The following is a 16,462-nucleotide window of genomic DNA, read 5'->3' as shown; positions in this document are numbered from 1 at the left end:
CGGTAGCCGGACCGAGGCGAGGCTTTCAGCATTTCGCAAGAAAACGCCGCGCGAGAGCACTTACCGCGGCGCACGCCGCCGGCAAAAGAGAAAGGGCCGGCATCGCCGACCCTCGTGGACTTTCGTGCGGCCGGGCGGACGCTTACTTGCCGCCCTTCGCATGGCGTTCGGCGCTGCGCGTGATTTCCTCATGCGCGGCATCGACGCCCTTCCAGCCCTTCACCTTGACCCATTTGCCCTTTTCCAGATCCTTGTAGTGCTCGAAGAAGTGCTGGATGCGAGCGATATCTTCCTCGGGCAGGTCCTGGTAAGACTTGATGTGCCGGTAAGGCGGATACAGCTTGTCGACCGGCACGGCCAGCAACTTGGCGTCGCCGCCGGACTCATCGTCCATTTCCAGCACGCCCAGGGCGCGGCAGCGGATCACCGAGCCGATCTGGATCGGGAACGGCGTAACCACCAGGACATCCGCGGGATCACCGTCTTCCGACAACGTTTGCGGGATGTAGCCGTAGTTGCACGGATAGTGCATGGCGGTCAGCATGAAGCGGTCGACGAACACGGCGCCCGTGTCCTTGTCGACCTCGTACTTCACCGGGTCCGCGTTCATGGGAATTTCGATGATGACGTTGAATTCATCCGGCAGCTTGGAGCCGGGAGGGACGCGATCGAGACTCATGGTTCAACCTTCATGATGGAAAAGAATCAGGACTTGCCCTGGTCACCGGAGCCGCCGGACCGGGATGGCAGATCCGCGACGCCGTTGTCGCGTCGCGACGGCGTGGCGGGTTCGGGCTGTTCGTCGCCCAACCCGGCTACCGGGATGGGCGCGCTGTCGAAATAATCCTCGACATCCACCGGCGCTTCGGCCGGCGGCGGAACGGGCGACGGCGACGACGGCGCGGGTTCGTCGGAGCGCGGATCCGTGCGGCCGCGCGCATGCGGGTCCAGCACGTAGTCGGCCACCGGCGCTTCCACCGGCACGGCCTCGTGGATGTAGGCACTAGCGGGCGCGGGCGCTTCCGCGGCATCCGAAAGGAAACCGCTTTCGGGATCCACGCGCGACGGATCGGCGCGCGTATCGGCCGCGGGCAGGGCATCGTCTGCTGCCAGCACCGGTAGCGCGATACCGGCCGCCGTGGCCAGGCGCCAATGCCGGACGGCATCGTTCTGCCGGTCCAGGCGGTCATACAGGCTGCCCAGCAGGGCATGCGTGCGCGCATCGGCGCGACGCTCGACGGCACGCCGCAGATAACGTTCCGCCTGGCCCCACAACTGACCCGTCAGGCACAGCATGCCAAGCGCGGACAGCACATCCGCGTTGGCCGGACGCTGCTGCAGCCACTTTTCCGCGCGTTCCAGGCGGCGTGGCACCTGAGCCGCGTCGCAGCGCGAATACGCGGCCAGCAGCCGCGCATCGAAGCCGTGTGCGATGGCGGCCTCGAGGATGCGTGCGGCCTCGTCGGCTTCGCCGGCCGCTTCGAACGCGGCGGCACCGGCCAGCGCGATGTCCGGCAGCAGGCGCTCTTCGGCCTTGAGGTCCTTCCAGATGGCGCGCCACGTATCGCCGTCGGCGGCGGCGCGCAGGCGCGCCGCACCGGACACGCCAATGATGCGCATCGCCTCATCGCGCGCCATCGCGCCGCGCCGCGAAAGCGCGCGCGCCAGCGTGAATACGCGATCGTGGTGGCCCAGCGCTCGCTCGGCCCGCAACAGCAGGCGCAGCGTATGCAAGTGCCGCGCGCCGCCGTCCTGCAGGGGCGCCAGCACGTCCAGCGCACGCTCCGGCAGTCCCTGCTCCAGGAGCAGGTCCGCGGTGACGGTGGCCACGGCTTCGATCAGGCCCGGGTCGCTGCCGGCGGCTTCTCGCGCCCGATCCAGCATGACATCGCGCCGCACGAATTCGCCCAGTCCCTGCGCGGCGCGCGCCGCGGACAAGGCCGCGAGCACCCGGCGATTGCGGCCCTTGGCCTGGTCCAGCAACTTGGCCAGGTCTTTCTCGGCATGCGCATAGCGGCCTTCCAGCAAACCGATCCAGCCGCGTTCCAGCAATTCGTGATCGCGCGCCTGGGCGCGGCGTCCGCGCCAGGCGCGCATGCGCTCGGGAATGGCCAGCAGCCAGGCCAGCAAGCGCAGGCCGACGTAAATCGCCACGAACAGCGCGACCAGGAGCAATACCGCCAGCGTCAGTGAAAGCTCCACGCGGTAGGGCCAGACCAGCAGCAAGACGTTGCCGGGGTGGGCCCGCAACACCACCGCCACGGCAACCGCGACGACCGCCAGCAACAGCGTCCAGAACCAGGCGCGCATGGTTCAGTCCCGCCCTTTGACGGTGGACGAACCGGCCGCCCGCAGCGCCGCGATGGCACTCAGGCTGTCCGACAGGTCCGGCATGGGCGTCGCGATCTGGATCTGCGCCAGTTCACGGGCCAGTCCGAGCGCGGCCAGCGTATCGGGCGAACGGCGGTCGTAATAGGTACCCAGCGTACGGGTAACGGTGTCCAGTTCGTTCTTCCAGATGGCGGGCTGGCGCATCAGCAGCGCCAGTTGCACGGTCAGCAGGCGCTGGCGCAGCGTGGAGCGCAGCTGTTCGGCCTGCTCCGTGGAAAGCAGCAATGCCGCCGGTTCGTCGACACGCTGCACACGTACCAGGTCGCCCAGTTCATGCACCAGCGCGCCGCCGGCGCGGCTGGGCCAGGAAGCGATTTCCGCACGCCAGCGCTGCCACCAGGCGGCATCGGGCTGGGGTTGCGGCGCGGCGGCCGGGGCCGGGGCCGGGGCGGCATCGGCGGGGATCGCCACGGCGGGCGCCACGCCGGCCGCCGCGGCGTCGGCCGTCACGGCATCCGGCACGAGCAGGGGCGCCTTGCCCACCAGATTGACCAGGCGCTCGATGCGGCTGGCCTGGACCGGAATGTCGATAGTCTTGACCGCGCGGAGGCGATCGAGATCGCCGTTGATCGTTTGCTGCAAGCTGGCATAGCGGGGCCGCCCTGCCCGCGCCAGGCGGGATTGCGCCGTTTCCATCGCGACGATGGCATTGCTGACGTTGCCTCCCAGGCGCAGTTGCTGGTCGGCGATGGTCAACAGGCGTTCAACGTCGTTGATCAGAACGTCGTCGCTCACGTTATCGTTGAAGTCCTGCCATGCCTGTTGCAACGCCGTGTATTGGCTCTGTGTTTCCTGCAGGGTGGCTTCCAGCGCCGCGACCTTGTCGCTCTGCACCTGCGCCAGGGAGAGGGCCTGGCGGCTCTCGGCGCGGGTCTGGGCCAGGGCGCTGTTCAGCCCATCCAGGCGGGTAGCGACCTCGCGGCCCGCGGCCAGGAACTGCTGGCGCTGCATCCAGAGCGCGGCGACCAGGACCAGCGCAAGCAGCACGACAACGACCAGGGTGGCGACCAAGGGCGATGCGCCCCCTCTGCGCGCCGCGGCCGGCGGCGTGTTCGACGCGGCGTTCTTCGGGCCGGGGGATTTCATGTCGGCCGATGTCGGATTCTGAGAGACGACCGGCGCCGCGGCCGGATCGGTGGCAGGAGTCTTTTCTGTCATGGGGCGATTGTATTCGGTACAAATGCGAAACGATGACTCAAGCCGAAACAAAAGCATTAAAGATGGCATCCTCAGCCGGTGCGCAAACCCGCACCGCCCGCCCGGCGACCTGCGCCGGCAAGGCCAGCCGATCGGCCAGACGCGCATGGGTGACGATAAAACGACACGCGTGCCACCAGGCTTCTGCAGCCGCCCGGACCACGTTCGCCCGGACCGCGTCGATGCCTTCGCCGCTGGTCAACAGCCAGGTGGGATGGTGGCCCGCTGCCGCCCAGCGCCCCAGTTGGGCCAGCGCCGGCGCGTCCCAGCACGCGGGAACGCGCCGATAGACCGCATGCAGGTGAACCGCGGCCCCATGCGAGGCGAGACGTTGCGCCAGCCAGTCGCGGCCGTCCGTGCCGCGCACCAGCAGTACGCGCCGCGGGATCGGGCCGCGCTCGGCCAGCAGTTCCCACAAGGCTTCGGAATCGTGCCGGGGTGCGTCCGCGGCAGGGTGGACGATCACGCAGCGCGCGTCCAGTCGGCCGGATTCACGCAGGCGGGCGGCGGTGGCCGGCCCGACGGCCGCGGCAACACAAGACGACGGCCAAGCGCCCATGCCGAGCGCCTGCAGCTGGTCCAGGTACCGGGATGCGGCATTGCCGCTGACGAAGACCGCCAGATCGAAATCCCGCGGCAATGGAATGCCCGCCGGCCCCGGCACAAGGGGCTCGATGCGTAGCGCGGGCCACGCGTGGACATCCCAGCCTGCCGCCCGCAATCGCGTCGCCAGCCCATCGTTGCGCCCCGCCGGACGCGTCAGTATGGCCGTCTGGATCTCGCCGGGCTTCACGCGCGCACCAGGTGGGGGGGTCAATCGTGGGCCGACAGGTCGGCCAGGATGGCGGAAGCGCCCTTGTCCAACAATTCGCGCGCCACGGCCACCCCGATGTCCCCGGCCTGCGCCGCCGGCCCGGAGGCCTCGGCGCGCAGCATGCGCGCGCCGTCCACCGAGGCGACCAGCGCACGCAGATGCACGGTATCCCCGTCGGTGGTGGCATAGGCGGCCAGGGGCACCTGGCAGGAACCGCCCAGCTCGCGCGACACCGCCCTTTCCGCCGCCACGCATGCCGTGGTGCGCGCCGAGGCGAGCGGCGCCACCCATCCTCGCACGTCGCCACGATCGGCGCGGATCTCGATGCCCAAGGCGCCCTGACCGGCGGCCGGCAGGCTTTCGTCGACGTCCAGGACGGCGCGTATGCGGCTGGCCAGCCCCAGGCGCTCCAGGCCGGCGGCGGCAAGGACGATGGCGTCATAGTCGCCCGCATCCAGCTTGGCCAGCCGCGTATCCAGGTTGCCGCGCAGGGGCCGCACGACCAGCTTCGGGTAGTGCGCGCGGATCTGCGACTCGCGTCGCAGGCTGGACGTACCCACCACCGCCCCATCGGGCAGCTCGCGCAGCGCGGCATAACGGCTGGAGACGAAGGCATCGCGGGGATCCGCCCGCTCCAGCATCGCGCACAGCTCGAAGGGAGCCTGCAGATCGATGGGGACGTCCTTCAGCGAATGCACGGCGAGGTCGGCCCGCCCGTCCAGCAGCGCATTTTCGAGCTCCTTGACGAAGAGCCCCTTGCCGCCGACCTTCGACAGCGTGCGGTCCAGGATCTGGTCGCCACGCGTGGTCAGCGTCAGCAGCTCTACCGAACAGGCGGGATACAGGGCCTGCAGGCGGCCGCGCACGTGCTCGGCCTGCCACAGCGCCAAGCGGCTTGCCCGCGTGGCAATGATCAAACGGCTAGGGTGTGACACAGCGGCTTGCTCAGCTGAAATGGGCGGCCGCCACAGTGACGATGACCCCCAGCACGGCGAGGATGAACAAGCCCTGGAGCAGGCTCAGGCCCGATTCGGATTGCTCGGACTTACCGGTTTTACGCAGACTCATGCACGGATTCCTTGGAGACGACTTTGCGGCCTGCCAGCCGCCGTCCCAGGAGAACGACGAGCAGCGCGCCGATGATTTCAGCGCTCAATTTAACCATAGCCGGCTGCGGACCGAATTGACCTTCGACAATGACATCGGTGATCACCATGCCGCCTGCGATCCAGCCCAGCAGCCCGGCGCCGAAAGTAACGACCAGCGGATAACGGTCGATGAGCTTCAGTACCAGCGTGGAGCCCCAGATGATGATGGGCACGCTGACCAGCAGGCCGAAGACGACCAGCCCGATCTGGTGGCTGGGGTCGGCGTTCTGGGCGGCGCCAGCGATGGCGATGACGTTGTCCAGGCTCATGACGAAGTCAGCCACGATGATGGTCTTGACCGCGGACGCGATGGACGATCCGCCCTTGATCTTGTCGTGCCCCTCATCCTCCGGCATCAGCAGCTTGACGCCGATCCAGAGCAGCAGCAGGCCGCCGGCGACTTTCAGGAAAGGGATATTCAGCAGGGTGAGCGCGAAGGCGATCAACACCACGCGCAAGAGGATGGCGCCGGCGGTGCCCCACAGTATGCCCTGCATCCGCTGCTTGGGAGCCAGGTTGCGGCAAGCCAGCGCAATGACCACGGCGTTGTCGCCGCCCAGCAGGATGTCGATCAGGATGATCTGGAAAACGGCCGCCCAACTGAGCGTCTGGAAGAACTCAAACACGTCACAACCCCCAACATGGTTTTCATTCAAGCCGATTGGAGCAAACGTCCCGCCCGCGCACCAGCATTTCGCGTGGCGGCGGGCGATCGGCCCTGAGCGGGGATTGTAATTCAGCTTTTCGTCAGATTTGCTCCGAACGATTAAGATTTTTGTCAGGATGGCGGCGCGCGATCAGGATCTTGCCCAGCAGCAAGACCAGGACCGCGCCGAAGGCGCCGGCCATCAGGGCAAGGTTATGCTCTGTGGTGCCCAAGGCAGCGTCGATGCGCGCGACCGAGTCGTGCAGCGCCGGATCTCCCACGAGCAGCTCGCCCGCGATGAAACCGAGCAGCGCCGCGCCAACCCACACGATGATCGGGAAGCGCTCGATCACCTTGAGCAGCAGCGTGCTGCCAAAGATGACCAGGGGAATACTGATGGCCAAGCCCAAGACGAGCAGCGTCGTATCGCCCATCGCCGCGGCCGCCACGGCCACCACGTTGTCCAGGCTCATCACCAGGTCAGCGATCATGATGGTGCGGATGGCCGAGAGCAGATTGCCATGGGATTTGGCGCCACCGTCGTCCTCGTCCTCGGGCATCAGCAGCGACACGCCGATATAGACCAGCAGGACCGCGCCGATCAACTTCAGCCAGGGAAGCAACAGCAGCTTGGCGGCCACCAGCGTCAGGATGATCCGCATGATGATGGCGGCGGCCGAACCGATGACGATGGCCTTCTTCTGCTGGGCAGGCGGCAAGGAACGGGCCGCCAGCGCGATGACCACGGCGTTATCCCCGGACAGGAGAATATTGACCCAGATGATTTGCAGAAGCGCGAGCCAGAAAGCGGCTTGTGTTAATTCCATACCCCTCGTCCTCGATCCCTCAATGGTTTAGAAAGTCGAACCCCACCCGCGCGGCGATGACGTGTCGCGTTGCGCCAGTTTATTTATCGTGGGGGACGTCGAACATTATATCGAGGCAAAAACAAAACGTTCAGCTGTTTGTTGGATTTCTGATGGAAATTCGCAGGTTTTTTGTCAGCTTCATGACGCCCGGCTGAGCATGCCGCCGAATACTTTCATAATCCTTTCTCTATTCTGAATATAAGCTGAACATTAAACCAGGAAGATGCGTCCGGCCGCGCCGGCAAGCTCCAGCACGCCAGTCTGGATATAATCCTTAAACTGACGTTTTCCTGAATTCAAACTGACTTTTATCTGAATATAAATACCGGGTGGAATCCGCGCGAGCCCGACTGGCCTGATGCACGGATGGCGCGTAAAGAAAAACCCGCCATGAGGCGGGTTTTTCTTTACCACGGAAGGAGCGCCCTACCGGCGGCGCCCCTGTCGCGACAACGACAAGCCGTGCGGATCAGAGCACGGACTTCAGCAACTTGCCCATTTCCGAGGGGTTGCGCGTCGTGCGGATGCCGCAGGCCTCCATGACCTCCAGCTTCGCATCGGCCGTATCGGCGCCACCGGAAATCAGCGCGCCGGCGTGGCCCATGCGCTTTCCAGGAGGCGCGGTGACGCCGGCGATGAAGCCGACCACCGGTTTCTTCATGTTGTCCTTGGCCCACTGCGCGGCGCTGACTTCGTCCGGACCGCCGATTTCGCCGATCATGATGACGGCATCGGTGTCGGGATCGTCATTGAACAGCTTCAGGACATCGACGTGCTTCAGGCCGTTGATCGGATCGCCACCGATACCGACGGCGCTGGACTGGCCCAGACCCAGTTCGGTCACCTGGGCAACGGCTTCGTAGGTCAGCGTGCCGGAGCGGCTGACGATGCCCACGCGGCCCTTGCGGTGGATGTGGCCAGGCATGATGCCGATTTTGATTTCGTCCGGCGTGATCAGGCCGGGGCAGTTCGGGCCCAGCAACAGCGTCTTGCTGCCCTTCTGCTTCATGCGATTGCGCACTTCCAGCATGTCGCGGACGGGGATGCCTTCGGTAATGCAGATGGCCAGGTCCAGTTCGGCTTCCACGGCTTCCCAGATGGCAGCGGCGGCGCCGGCGGGCGGCACGTAGATCACCGACACGGTGGCGCCGGTTGCGGCCTTGGCGTCCTTGACCGACGCGTAGATGGGAATGCCTTCGAAGTCCTCGCCCGCCTTCTTGGGGTTCACGCCGGCCACGAAGGCGGCCTTGCCGTTGGCGTAGTCACGGCACATGCGGGTATGGAATTGGCCCGTCTTGCCCGTGATGCCTTGGGTGATGACTTTAGTGTCCTTGTTGATCAAGATCGACATTTGTGAATCCTTGGCAATAACTTCTTATTTGACGGCGGCAACGACCTTGGTGGCCGCTTCGGCCATGGTGTCGGCGCTGATAATGGGCAGTCCGGACTCGGCCAGCATCTTCTTGCCGAGTTCTTCGTTGGTGCCCTTCATGCGGACGACCAGCGGAACGTTCAGGTTGACGGCCTTGCACGCGGTGATCACGCCTTCGGCGATCACGTCGCAGCGCATGATGCCGCCGAAGATATTGACCAAAATGGCCTTCACGCTCTTGTTCTTGAGCATGATCTTGAAGGCTTCCGTGACCTTTTCCGCCGTGGCGCCGCCGCCGACGTCCAGGAAGTTGGCCGGCTCGCCGCCGAACAGCTTGATGGTGTCCATGGTGGCCATGGCCAGGCCGGCGCCGTTCACCAGGCAGCCGATGTTGCCGTCAAGCTGGATATAGGCCAGATCGAACTTGCTGGCTTCGATTTCGGCCGGGTCTTCCTCGTCCAGGTCGCGATAGGCAACGATTTCGGGATGACGGAACAGGGCGTTCGAATCGAAGTTGAACTTGGCGTCCAGGGCAATGATGTTGCCCTTGCTGTCGCGGTTCAGCGGGTTGATTTCGACCAGCGAGGCGTCCGTTTCCATGTAGCACTTGTACAGCTTCTGGAACAGGTCGACCGTCTGGGCCGTCGAATTGGCAGGCATGCCGATGGCGTCGGCCACCTTCTTCGCCTGCTCGGCGGTCACGCCGGTCAGCGGGTCGATGTATTCGGTGATGATCTTGTCGGGCGACGAATGCGCGACTTCCTCGATATCCATGCCGCCTTCGCTCGACGCGATCAGAGCGACCTTCTGTGTTGCGCGGTCGGTCACCAGCGAAACATAGTATTCCTTCTGGATGTCCGCGCCTTCCTCGATGTACAGGCGGTTTACCTTCTGGCCTTGGGGGCCGGTCTGGTGCGTGACCAGCTGCATGCCCAGGATTTCGCTGGACAGCTTGCGGACCTCGTCGATCGAACGAGCCAGCTTGACGCCGCCACCCTTGCCACGGCCGCCCGCGTGGATCTGCGCCTTCACGACCCAGACAGGCCCGCCCAGTTTTTCCGCTGCGCTCACGGCTTCGTCGACGGTGAAGGCGGGAATACCGCGCGGCACGGTCACGCCAAATTTCTTCAGCAGTTCCTTGCCTTGATACTCGTGGATTTTCATGTGTTACCTGTCAGGTCGTATGAGAAAAAAGAGAAGAATCAGAAGCGGCATCCTCGGCGGAAACATCGCCGGTATGCCACTTGGGGTAGTACCGGAGGACCACCGGCCCGTCCGTACTGAGCGCATGGCAGCCGTCCAGCTGGAACGGCCGCTTGCCGGGATCAGGGTTCTCGCGGCGCCGGCCGGCCATGGTTTGCACCGCGGCGGTCGGCAACACCAGCGCAAGCTCGCTCATATGCGTGCAACCGGCCACGCGCCCGAAGCGCGTCTTGACCTGCTGGCGAAATCCCTTGATCAGATTCATGCCCACCAGGTCTTGATATGCGCTTTCGATACTTGTGCAGTTTTGGCCATAAGGCGCGGCATCATAGACGGCCTGGGCCGCCACGATGGTGTAGGCGGAATCGATGGTGATACGCAGGTGCATATGATGCACCGGCTCGCCGGCGCGCAGCGTATCGCCCTCGTGCTTGACGAAGTCGTAGGCCTTGACATCGATGAGTTCGGCCTCGATGTCCCACAGGCCGTCTTCGCGCGCATAGCCCTGCACGCGGATCGAGCGCGTGTGGATGGGCTGGCGGGAGACTTTCGGCGGCGGCAAAGGCATGCGTGTTCGGCTAAGGTTGCTGCAAGGCAACAAAACCTTCAAAGTATAGCGCACGGCCTTTTTCCAAAAAACCGGGGCCGGTTCCCTATCCGGGAGACCGGCCCCGCGACGATGCCCTGGCCGCGCTCAGGCTTGCGCGCGCAGCTGGCGGGCGGCGTCGACCATGCTGACCAGCGCGGCCTCGGTTTCCGGCCAGGCCCGGGTCTTCAGGCCACAGTCCGGATTCACCCAGAGACGCTCCTTCGGCAGGCGACCGGCTGCCTTCTGCATCAGCGACACCATCCAGTCGACGTCCGGCACGTTCGGCGAATGGATGTCATAGACGCCCGGGCCGATGTCGTTGGGGTAGCGGAAATCCTCGAACGCCTTCAGCAGCTCCATATTGGAACGCGAAGTCTCGATGGTGATGACGTCGGCGTCCATCGCGGCGATGGATTCGATGATGTCGTTGAACTCGGCGTAGCACATATGGGTGTGGATCTGCGTATCCTCCCGCACGCCCGCCGTGGAGAGCCGGAAGCAATCCACCGCCCAGTCCAGATATGCCCCCCAGTCGGCGCGGCGCAGCGGCAGCCCTTCACGGATCGCCGGCTCGTCGATCTGGATCACGCGGATTCCAGCCTTTTCCAGGTCGACGACCTCGTCGCGCAGCGCAAGCGCCAGCTGTCGGCAGGTTTGCTCGCGCGGCTGGTCGTCGCGCACGAAGGACCACTGCAGGATGGTCACCGGGCCGGTCAACATTCCCTTCACCGGTTTGTCCGTCAGGGACTGGGCATACGAGGACCACGCCACGGTCATGGGCGCCGGGCGCGCGACATCGCCGAAAATCACCGGCGGCTTGACGCAGCGCGAACCATAGCTCTGGACCCAGCCGTTGCGGGTAAAGGCAAAGCCAGCCAGCAGTTCGCCGAAATATTCCACCATGTCGTTGCGTTCCGGCTCGCCATGTACCAGGACGTCCAGGCCGACGTTCTCCTGGAAGCGGATGACGGCTTCGATTTCCTTGCGGATCGCCGCCTCGTAGGCCGAATCACTGATCGCACCAGCCTTCCAGTCCCGCCGCAGCGTGCGGATTTCCGCGGTCTGGGGGAAGGAGCCGATCGTCGTGGTGGGAAACGCCGGCAAGGCCAGCTTTTCCTGCTGCCGCGCAATGCGCTGCGCGAACGGCGCACGGTCGCGCTGCACCTGGACGGCGGCAGCCATGCGCCGTGCCACCGCGGGATTGTGGATGCGGGGAGACCGTGCGCGATCGACCAACGCCGCACGCTGCACGCGTAGCGCATCCTGCACGTCCGCCTCCTGGCTGCCGTCCAGCGCACGCGCCAGCGTGCGTATTTCGTCCAGCTTCTGCACGGCAAAGGACAGCCAGCTCTTGAGTTCGTCGTCCAGTTCCGTTTCGAAGGCCAGGTCTACGGGCACGTGCAACAGCGAGCAGGACGGGGCGATCCATAGCCGGTCGCCCAGCGCGGCCTTGACGGGCGCCAGCGTGCGCAGCGCGGCATCCAGGTCCGTGCGCCAGATATTCCGTCCGTTCACGATGCCGGCGGACAGCACCTTGGCGCCCAGGACTTGCAGCAAGGGCGTGAGCTGTTCCGGCGCGCGCACCAGATCGACGTGCAGGCCCGCCACCGGCAAGGCGGCGGCCGTAGCCAGGTTGTCCTGCAGGCCATCAAAGTAGGTCGCCACCAGCAGTTTCAAGGGCGCGCCCGACAAACGGGCATACACCGCCGCGTAGGCTTCGCGCCAGGCGGCGGGCAGGTCCAGCGCCAGGATAGGCTCGTCGATCTGCACCCATTCGACACCCAGCTCGGCGATCCGGCGCAGGACTTCCGTGTAGACGGGAATCAGGGTGGCCAGCAGCTCGAGCTTGCCGCCATCACCCGGACCGGCGTAGGCGTCCCCCTTGCCCAGCCACAACCACGTCAGCGGCCCCGGAATCACCGGCTTGACGGGATAACCCGACTGCTGCGCCTCGCGGATCTGTTCGAACAGCGATTCGCGGGCGATGCGGAAAGTCTGTCCGGGCGTGAGTTCGGGGACGATGTAGTGGTAGTTGGTGTCGAACCACTTCGTCATTTCGCAAGCCGCGGCGGGCGTGCCGCTGGGTGCGCGGCCCCGCCCCATGCGGAACAGCGTGTCCAGGCCCACCGGTGCACCGGCCCGCTGTGCGAAGCGCGGGGGCACCGCCCCGAGCAGGGTCGTCCATTCCAGCACGTGGTCATACCAGGCGAAATCCCCTACCGGCAGCAGGTCCACACCGGCATCGGCCTGGGCTTTCCAATGCCGGGCGCGCAATTCCCGTCCGGTCTCTTCCAGTTGCGCCAGCGAGGATTTGCCCGCCCAATAGGCCTCGACCGCACGCTTCAGTTCGCGCTGCGCACCGATGCGCGGGAAGCCAAGATTATGAATCGTCGTCATGGAAATCAGGAATCCAACAAAGAATGTTCAAGTTCCGGCATTGTGCGCGCGTTTAACCTTGAGTCAAAATCAATGTTTGCAACGATTTCATGAGCCATATTCATATAGAATCGCGAACCGCCGGCGGGACAGCGGCCTGCTACCGCGCCCCGCGTACAGCCGGCGCGCGCGCCCGGAAGCCGCTGCTTCGCCCGCCGTATCGCATTTCTGCCCATTCCCGGGGCCGCAGACCCCCGACGCCTTTGTGGTTCAGCCCGACATGCTCGAAATCCGCCATCTGGAAACCCTTTCCGCCATCCGTGATGGGGGCAGCCTCCAGGAAGCCGCCGAACGGCTGCACCTGACGCAGTCCGCGCTATCCCACCAATTGCGTGAACTGGAATCCCGCCTGGGTACGCCCCTGCTGAATCGCAGGACGCGGCCGGCGCGATTGACGACCGCCGGCTTGCGCGTCCTCGCGCTGGCGGACGACATCCTGCCGCGCCTGCGGGCCACGGAACGCGAACTGCAACGCCTGGCAGCGGGCCGGACGGGCCGCCTGCATCTGGCGATCGAATGCCACTCCTGTTTTCAATGGCTGATGCCGGCGCTGGACGCATTCCGGGCGCAATGGCCCGAGGTGGCACTGGACCTGTCCGCCGCGTTCTCTTTCGCCCCCTTCCCCGCGCTGCTGCGCGGCGATCTCGATCTGGTGATAACCTCGGACCCGCAGACACTGGAAGCCATCGATTATGTCCCGCTGTTCACCTATGAACTGGTCCTCGCGGTCTCGGAATCCCATCCGCTGGCGTCGCAGCGCTATATCCGGCCCGAACAGTTGGCGGACCAGACGCTGATCACCTATCCGGTCGACCGTCAGCGCCTGGATGTCTTCACGTCCTTTCTCGATCCGGCCGACGTAGAGCCGGCCAGCGTTCGCAAGGCCGAATTGACGCCCATCATTGCCCAGTTGATCGCCAGCAACCGTGGCGTCGCCGCGCTGCCGAACTGGGCGCTGACGGAATACCTGGACAAGGGATGGCTGAAGGTATGCCGGCTGGGACCACAAGGTGTATGGCCCACGCTATATGCGGCGATCCGCAATGAAGACGCGGACGCCCCCTTCATCAAGGATTTCCTGACCATCGCCCGGGATGTCAGTTTCCGGACGCTGACCGGCATCAAGGCAGCGTGAAGGTGGACGCTGGCCTGGCCCCTAAGGGATTCAGTCGTCCCGCTCGTCGCCCAGCACGCGATGAATGACGTCGTGCGCGAAACCACGGGAAGCGAGAAAGCGCGCCTGCTTGGCATAAGCGGCGCGATCGACGGGACGTTCGCCAAAACGCTTGGTCCACACGGCCATCGCGCGCTCGTATTCCGTCGCCCGCAGGCTGTCCCGGAGTTCCCCTATCTGCGTTTCATCGACGCCATGCTGGCGTAGTTCCTGCACGATGCGAGCCGCGCCCTGGCGTTCGGCGCGCCGATGCACCAGGCCCTCGGCAAAACGCCGCGTGGATAACCAGCCTTCGCGTTCCAGGTCATCCAGCAAGGCGTCCAGGGCCGCGGCGTCGTCCGTATACGCACCGAGCTTGCGCGCCAATTCGCTGCGCGCGTATTCACGTCGGGATAGATAGGCCACGGCGCGGGCTTTCAGTGTCGGCCCGCGCTTTTCCGTGGGCCGGCTGCCGGCACGGAAGGGATCGTCCGCGGAATCATCGGAGGACCGGGTGCGCGATCCCATGCCGCGGCGGCCGGAAATCATCGGTGATCAGTCCTCTTCGGCCTCGCTTTCGGCGAAGGTATTGGCGCGGCTGACGATACCCTGGTTTTCGCGGATGCGGTTCTCGATTTCGAACGCCATTTCGCGATGCTCCTTCAGGTATTCGCGGACATTGTCCTTGCCCTGGCCAATGCGGTCGCCCTTATAGCTGTACCAGGCACCCGACTTGTCGACGATACCGGCCTGCACGCCCAGATCGATGATTTCGCCTTCACGCGAAATGCCGCTGCCGTACATGATGTCGAATTCCGCCTGCTTGAAGGGGGGCGAGACCTTGTTTTTGACGACCTTGACGCGCGTTTCGTTGCCGACGACTTCTTCGCCTTTCTTGATGGAACCGATGCGGCGGATGTCCAGGCGCACGGAAGAATAGAACTTCAGCGCATTGCCGCCGGTGGTGGTTTCCGGATTGCCGAACATGACGCCGATCTTCATCCGGATCTGGTTGATGAAGATGACCATGCAGTTGGTGCGCTTGATCGTCGCGGTCAGCTTGCGCAGCGCCTGGCTCATCAGGCGGGCTTGCAGGCCGGGCAGCGAGTCGCCCATTTCGCCTTCGATTTCCGCCTTGGGCACGAGCGCGGCCACTGAGTCGATGACGATGAGGTCGACGGAACCCGATCGCACCAGCGCGTCGGTGATTTCCAGCGCCTGTTCGCCGGTGTCCGGCTGGGAAATGAGCAGGTCGGTCAGGTTGACGCCCAGCTTGGCGGCGTATTGCACGTCCAGCGCGTGTTCGGCATCGATGAACGCGCAGGTGCCGCCCACTTTTTGCATCTCGGCGATGACCTGCAGCGTGAGCGTCGTCTTGCCCGAGGATTCGGGACCATAGATCTCGACCACCCGGCCGCGCGGCAGGCCGCCCACGCCCAGCGCGATATCCAGGCCCAGCGAGCCGGTGGACACCACCTGGATGTCGTGCTCGACCTCGTTGTCGCCATACCGCATGATCGAGCCCTTGCCGAACTGCTTTTCGATCTGCGATAGGGCCGCGGCGAGCGCCTTGGCTTTTTCCGAGGCGGCTGCCTTGCTGGTTTTGTCGTCCATGAAATGTCCTGTCTGGCGGTTTCTAGCGAATGAGGTTCTGGCGAGGTTCTGGCCGGATTATGGCACCGGATTATACTGTACAAAAAAACAGTATGACAAATTTTTCCGCGTTATCCCGTGTGGGCAAGCGCCAGGCGGCGTGACAGAATCGGCCCCAGGAGAGCGGAGACAAGCCGGAAACAATTCGGCGCAACCCAGAACAGAAAAACCGTGGCGGCCGCACCCCGGCACGCACGGACGCGCTCAGCTCATAAACCAAAACGATCCACGAGAGAGCCTGGTCCCATGCGCATACTTATCGCCGAAGACGACAGCATCCTTGCCGATGGCCTGTCGCGTTCATTGCGGCATAACGGCTATGCCGTGGACGCCGTGCGCGACGGCATGGCGGCCGATCTGGCGCTGGCGGCGCAGGCGTTCGACCTGCTGATCCTGGACCTGGGGCTCCCGCAGTTGGCGGGGCTGGAAGTCCTGAGACGGCTGCGCGCCCGCAACGCCCAGCTGCCGGTGCTTATTCTAACCGCCGCCGACAGCATAGAGCAGCGCGTCAAAGGGCTGGACCTCGGCGCGGACGACTATATGGCCAAGCCCTTCGCCCTGTCGGAGCTGGAAGCGCGCGTGCGGGCCCTGACCCGGCGCGGCACGGGTGGCGGTGCCAGCCTGATCCGCCACGGCCGCCTGGTCTTCGACCAGGCGGGACGGGTCGCGTCGGTGGACGGCCAAGCCCTGGACCTGTCCGCGCGCGAAATCGGGCTGCTTGAAATCCTGCTCATGCGTAGCGGGCGCATGGTCAGCAAGAACCAGCTGGTGGACCACTTGTGCGAATGGGGCGACGAAGTCAGCACCAACGCCATCGAAGTCTACGTGCATCGCTTGCGCAAAAAGCTGGAGCCGACAGGCGTCCGGATCATGACCGTGCGTGGCCTGGGCTATTGCCTGGAACGGGATCATGGCACGGGCGAACTGGCGCACTGAAACGCGCCGCGTCGCGCCGCTGAACCGGGAAGCACTGGACATTCTGCGCAGCGGC

General features: G+C 65.0%; 16 protein-coding genes. 2 read left to right on the top strand and 14 right to left on the bottom strand.

All coding sequences use genetic code 11. The features are described from left to right. Positions 1–142: 142 nt before the first annotated feature. The 12 genes from ppa to metE all read right to left on the bottom strand — a co-directional run bounded on the left by ppa (position 143) and on the right by metE (position 12,626). Positions 143–679, bottom strand: a complete 537-nt coding sequence (gene ppa / locus AKI39_RS08955) for an inorganic diphosphatase (RefSeq protein ID WP_066634601.1) — start codon at positions 677–679, stop codon at positions 143–145. A gap of 26 nt (positions 680–705) precedes the next feature. Further along, entirely contained in the window at positions 706–2,310 is a 1,605-nt protein-coding gene (locus tag AKI39_RS08950) for a heme biosynthesis HemY N-terminal domain-containing protein (protein WP_083228715.1), read from the bottom strand. 3 nt (positions 2,311–2,313) lie between these two features. After that, on the bottom strand, positions 2,314–3,549 hold the full coding sequence (locus AKI39_RS08945) for a uroporphyrinogen-III C-methyltransferase (RefSeq protein WP_145925230.1): 1,236 nt from the start codon (positions 3,547–3,549) through the stop codon (positions 2,314–2,316). A 37-nt stretch (positions 3,550–3,586) separates the two neighbouring features. Next, positions 3,587–4,405, bottom strand: a complete 819-nt coding sequence (locus AKI39_RS08940; RefSeq protein WP_443103331.1) for a uroporphyrinogen-III synthase — start codon at positions 4,403–4,405, stop codon at positions 3,587–3,589. Beyond that, a complete protein-coding gene (gene hemC, locus AKI39_RS08935) occupies positions 4,402–5,337 on the bottom strand; it encodes a hydroxymethylbilane synthase (protein WP_066634598.1) in 936 nt (311 codons plus the stop codon). Before hemC ends, AKI39_RS08940 begins: the two co-directional genes overlap by 4 nt. Positions 5,338–5,347: 10 nt before the next feature. Then, complete coding sequence (locus AKI39_RS26170; RefSeq protein ID WP_255364355.1) at positions 5,348–5,470, bottom strand: hypothetical protein; 123 nt, start codon at positions 5,468–5,470, stop codon at positions 5,348–5,350. After that, on the bottom strand, positions 5,457–6,176 hold the full coding sequence (locus AKI39_RS08930; RefSeq protein WP_066634594.1) for a TerC family protein: 720 nt from the start codon (positions 6,174–6,176) through the stop codon (positions 5,457–5,459). The genes AKI39_RS26170 and AKI39_RS08930 overlap by 14 nt, the downstream gene beginning before the upstream one ends. Positions 6,177–6,297: 121 nt before the next feature. Further along, on the bottom strand, positions 6,298–7,023 hold the full coding sequence (locus AKI39_RS08925; protein WP_066634592.1) for a TerC family protein: 726 nt from the start codon (positions 7,021–7,023) through the stop codon (positions 6,298–6,300). 511 nt (positions 7,024–7,534) lie between these two features. Further along, the gene (sucD, locus tag AKI39_RS08920) at positions 7,535–8,416 is read right to left on the bottom strand and encodes a succinate--CoA ligase subunit alpha (protein ID WP_066634590.1); all 882 of its coding nucleotides are present in this window, start codon (positions 8,414–8,416) and stop codon (positions 7,535–7,537) included. 24 nt (positions 8,417–8,440) lie between these two features. Next, entirely contained in the window at positions 8,441–9,601 is a 1,161-nt protein-coding gene (gene sucC, locus AKI39_RS08915) for an ADP-forming succinate--CoA ligase subunit beta (RefSeq protein WP_066634588.1), read from the bottom strand. 10 nt (positions 9,602–9,611) lie between these two features. Beyond that, entirely contained in the window at positions 9,612–10,208 is a 597-nt protein-coding gene (locus AKI39_RS08910; RefSeq protein WP_066634586.1) for a DUF2889 domain-containing protein, read from the bottom strand. A 126-nt stretch (positions 10,209–10,334) separates the two neighbouring features. Further along, on the bottom strand, positions 10,335–12,626 hold the full coding sequence (gene metE / locus AKI39_RS08905; protein WP_066634584.1) for a 5-methyltetrahydropteroyltriglutamate--homocysteine S-methyltransferase: 2,292 nt from the start codon (positions 12,624–12,626) through the stop codon (positions 10,335–10,337). Between the two features lie 259 nt (positions 12,627–12,885). On the opposite strand from metE, the gene AKI39_RS08900 reads away from it, so the two are divergent. Beyond that, positions 12,886–13,800, top strand: coding sequence for a LysR family transcriptional regulator (locus tag AKI39_RS08900; protein ID WP_066634582.1), 915 nt, complete (start codon positions 12,886–12,888; stop codon positions 13,798–13,800). 30 nt (positions 13,801–13,830) lie between these two features. On the opposite strand, the gene recX is transcribed toward AKI39_RS08900, so the two are convergent. Both recX and recA read right to left on the bottom strand, forming a co-directional pair. Further along, entirely contained in the window at positions 13,831–14,367 is a 537-nt protein-coding gene (recX, locus tag AKI39_RS08895) for a recombination regulator RecX (protein WP_066634580.1), read from the bottom strand. 6 nt (positions 14,368–14,373) lie between these two features. Further along, entirely contained in the window at positions 14,374–15,432 is a 1,059-nt protein-coding gene (gene recA / locus AKI39_RS08890) for a recombinase RecA (RefSeq protein WP_066634578.1), read from the bottom strand. A gap of 285 nt (positions 15,433–15,717) precedes the next feature. Here recA and AKI39_RS08885 point away from each other — a divergent pair, with 285 nt between their 5' ends. Further along, entirely contained in the window at positions 15,718–16,407 is a 690-nt protein-coding gene (locus tag AKI39_RS08885) for a response regulator (protein WP_066634575.1), read from the top strand. Positions 16,408–16,462 lie beyond the last annotated feature (55 nt).

Source organism: Bordetella sp. H567, assembly GCF_001704295.1.
GTDB lineage: Bacteria > Pseudomonadota > Gammaproteobacteria > Burkholderiales > Burkholderiaceae_B > Bordetella_C.
Note: the sequence above shows the minus strand (reverse complement) of the source record. Positions and strands in the feature narration are given on the sequence as shown.